The sequence below is a fragment of the Nocardia citri genome (assembly GCF_054065835.1).
The window spans coordinates 1-1,525 of sequence record NZ_JBSUQM010000066.1 but is presented as its reverse complement, the minus strand read 5'-3'; the positions used below and the strand labels follow the sequence as shown (position 1 = coordinate 1,525).

Annotated in this window: 1 protein-coding gene; it reads right to left on the bottom strand. The window is 67.0% G+C overall.

Translation table 11 applies throughout. The features are described 5' to 3' along the window. Positions 1 to 34 precede the first annotated feature (34 nt). Entirely contained in the window at positions 35 to 1,381 is a 1,347-nt protein-coding gene (locus ACW2Q0_RS31110; protein WP_457194492.1) for an IS4 family transposase, read from the bottom strand. Positions 1,382 to 1,525 lie beyond the last annotated feature (144 nt).

The window sequence follows — 1,525 nt, the reverse complement described above, 5'->3', positions numbered from 1 at the left end:
CCAATGCCGCGCAGTTTGGGGGGTGGGTCTGATGTCAAGTCAGTGGTTTTCGCAGGTTGATGGCGATATTGATCCGCGGGTAGTTGGTGCGGTCGATGGTGCCTTTGGCGCGGTGTTTGGAGATGGCGCGTTTGACCACGCGGGGGCTTTGCCGGGGTCCGCGTGTGGGCAGGAGATCGGCCAGGACCGCGCGTCCGATGTCGCCGGCCAGGTCGATCGCGTCGTCGACTATCACTGCGGCGGCGTGGACGACCTGGTCACGGGCGGTGTTCACGGCGATGGTGAAGCTGGCGCGCAGGGGTGTGAGGTGCGGGTCGGTTGAGGTGGCGTCGGCGATGGCGATGCGCAGCGCCTGGTAGGTGCACAGCAGTGCGTAGACCTCCTGGGTGATCCCGGCCGGGGTGCGGGCGCGCAGCACCCGGCCGCCGAGGATGGTGGATTTCAGTTCCGCGTAGCTGGTTTCGATCTGCCACCGCTGGTGATACAGCTGGACCAGATCGCTCGCCCGGTAGCGGCGATGGTCACCCAGGGTGGTGACCAGGCGGTAGCGTTCATGCCGTTGTGGCCCGCCGTGCGGGGTGACGGTGATCTCGGCGTCGATCACCCGTACCACCACCGACCCCATCGAGGTGAGCCAGGTGCCGTCGGGCAGATACTCGAGCGCGGGCAACGCGAGGTTGTTCTTGCAGCGGATGAGCAGATCGGCCTTGGTAGCGGCGATCGCCGAGACCGGCTCGGCGTAACCGAAACCGCGGTCGGCCAGCAACAACATGCCCTCACGCAGGCATGGGAAAAGTGTTGGCGCGTAGGCGAGTTCGCCGACGCCATAGGTGCCGAACACGGCGTCGATGACCGTGCGGGTACCACAGGCCACCACAGCCAGCAGCCGCAGCATCGGGTACCCGGAGTCGCCGTTGCCGCCGCTCTGGCGCGCGAACACGCCCAGGTTCGCGGCGGTGTCGGGCACGAACATGCTGGTGCCATCGATGGCACACACCAGCAGGCCCCGCCAACGCGCCGCGCCCGCGGCAGGCCCGGCGAGCAGACCGAACAACTCCCGCAGCGGGGCGGGCCCGATCCGGCGGCGGGCCTGGGCCAACGCGGAGGAACCCGGTGCCGCGACCGCGAGCCCGCGCAGGCCCGAGCACAGCTTCGCCCACACTCCGGTATAGCCGATATCGGGGAACAAACCCGCTGCCAGCAGCAGATACACCACCACCCGCGAGGGTAGTTCCCGCAACCGCGACTGCACTGCCCGCCCCGATTCCAGCGCGGCGTCGACCATCTCGAACGGCACGATCCGAGTCAACTCGCCCAGATGACCCGGCGCGAACCGGCCTCCGGCTACCACTATGTGCTTGGTGATGACAGACTGATCCAACAGCGGAACTCTCGGCTTCCAGGGTTGTCTTGGAGGACAAACCCTCTCTACCGGGAGTTCCGCTGCCTGCATTCACGACACACCAAGCCACACAACAAAACCCACTTGACCAGCCGCCCCACCCCTAAACTGCGCGGCATTGGG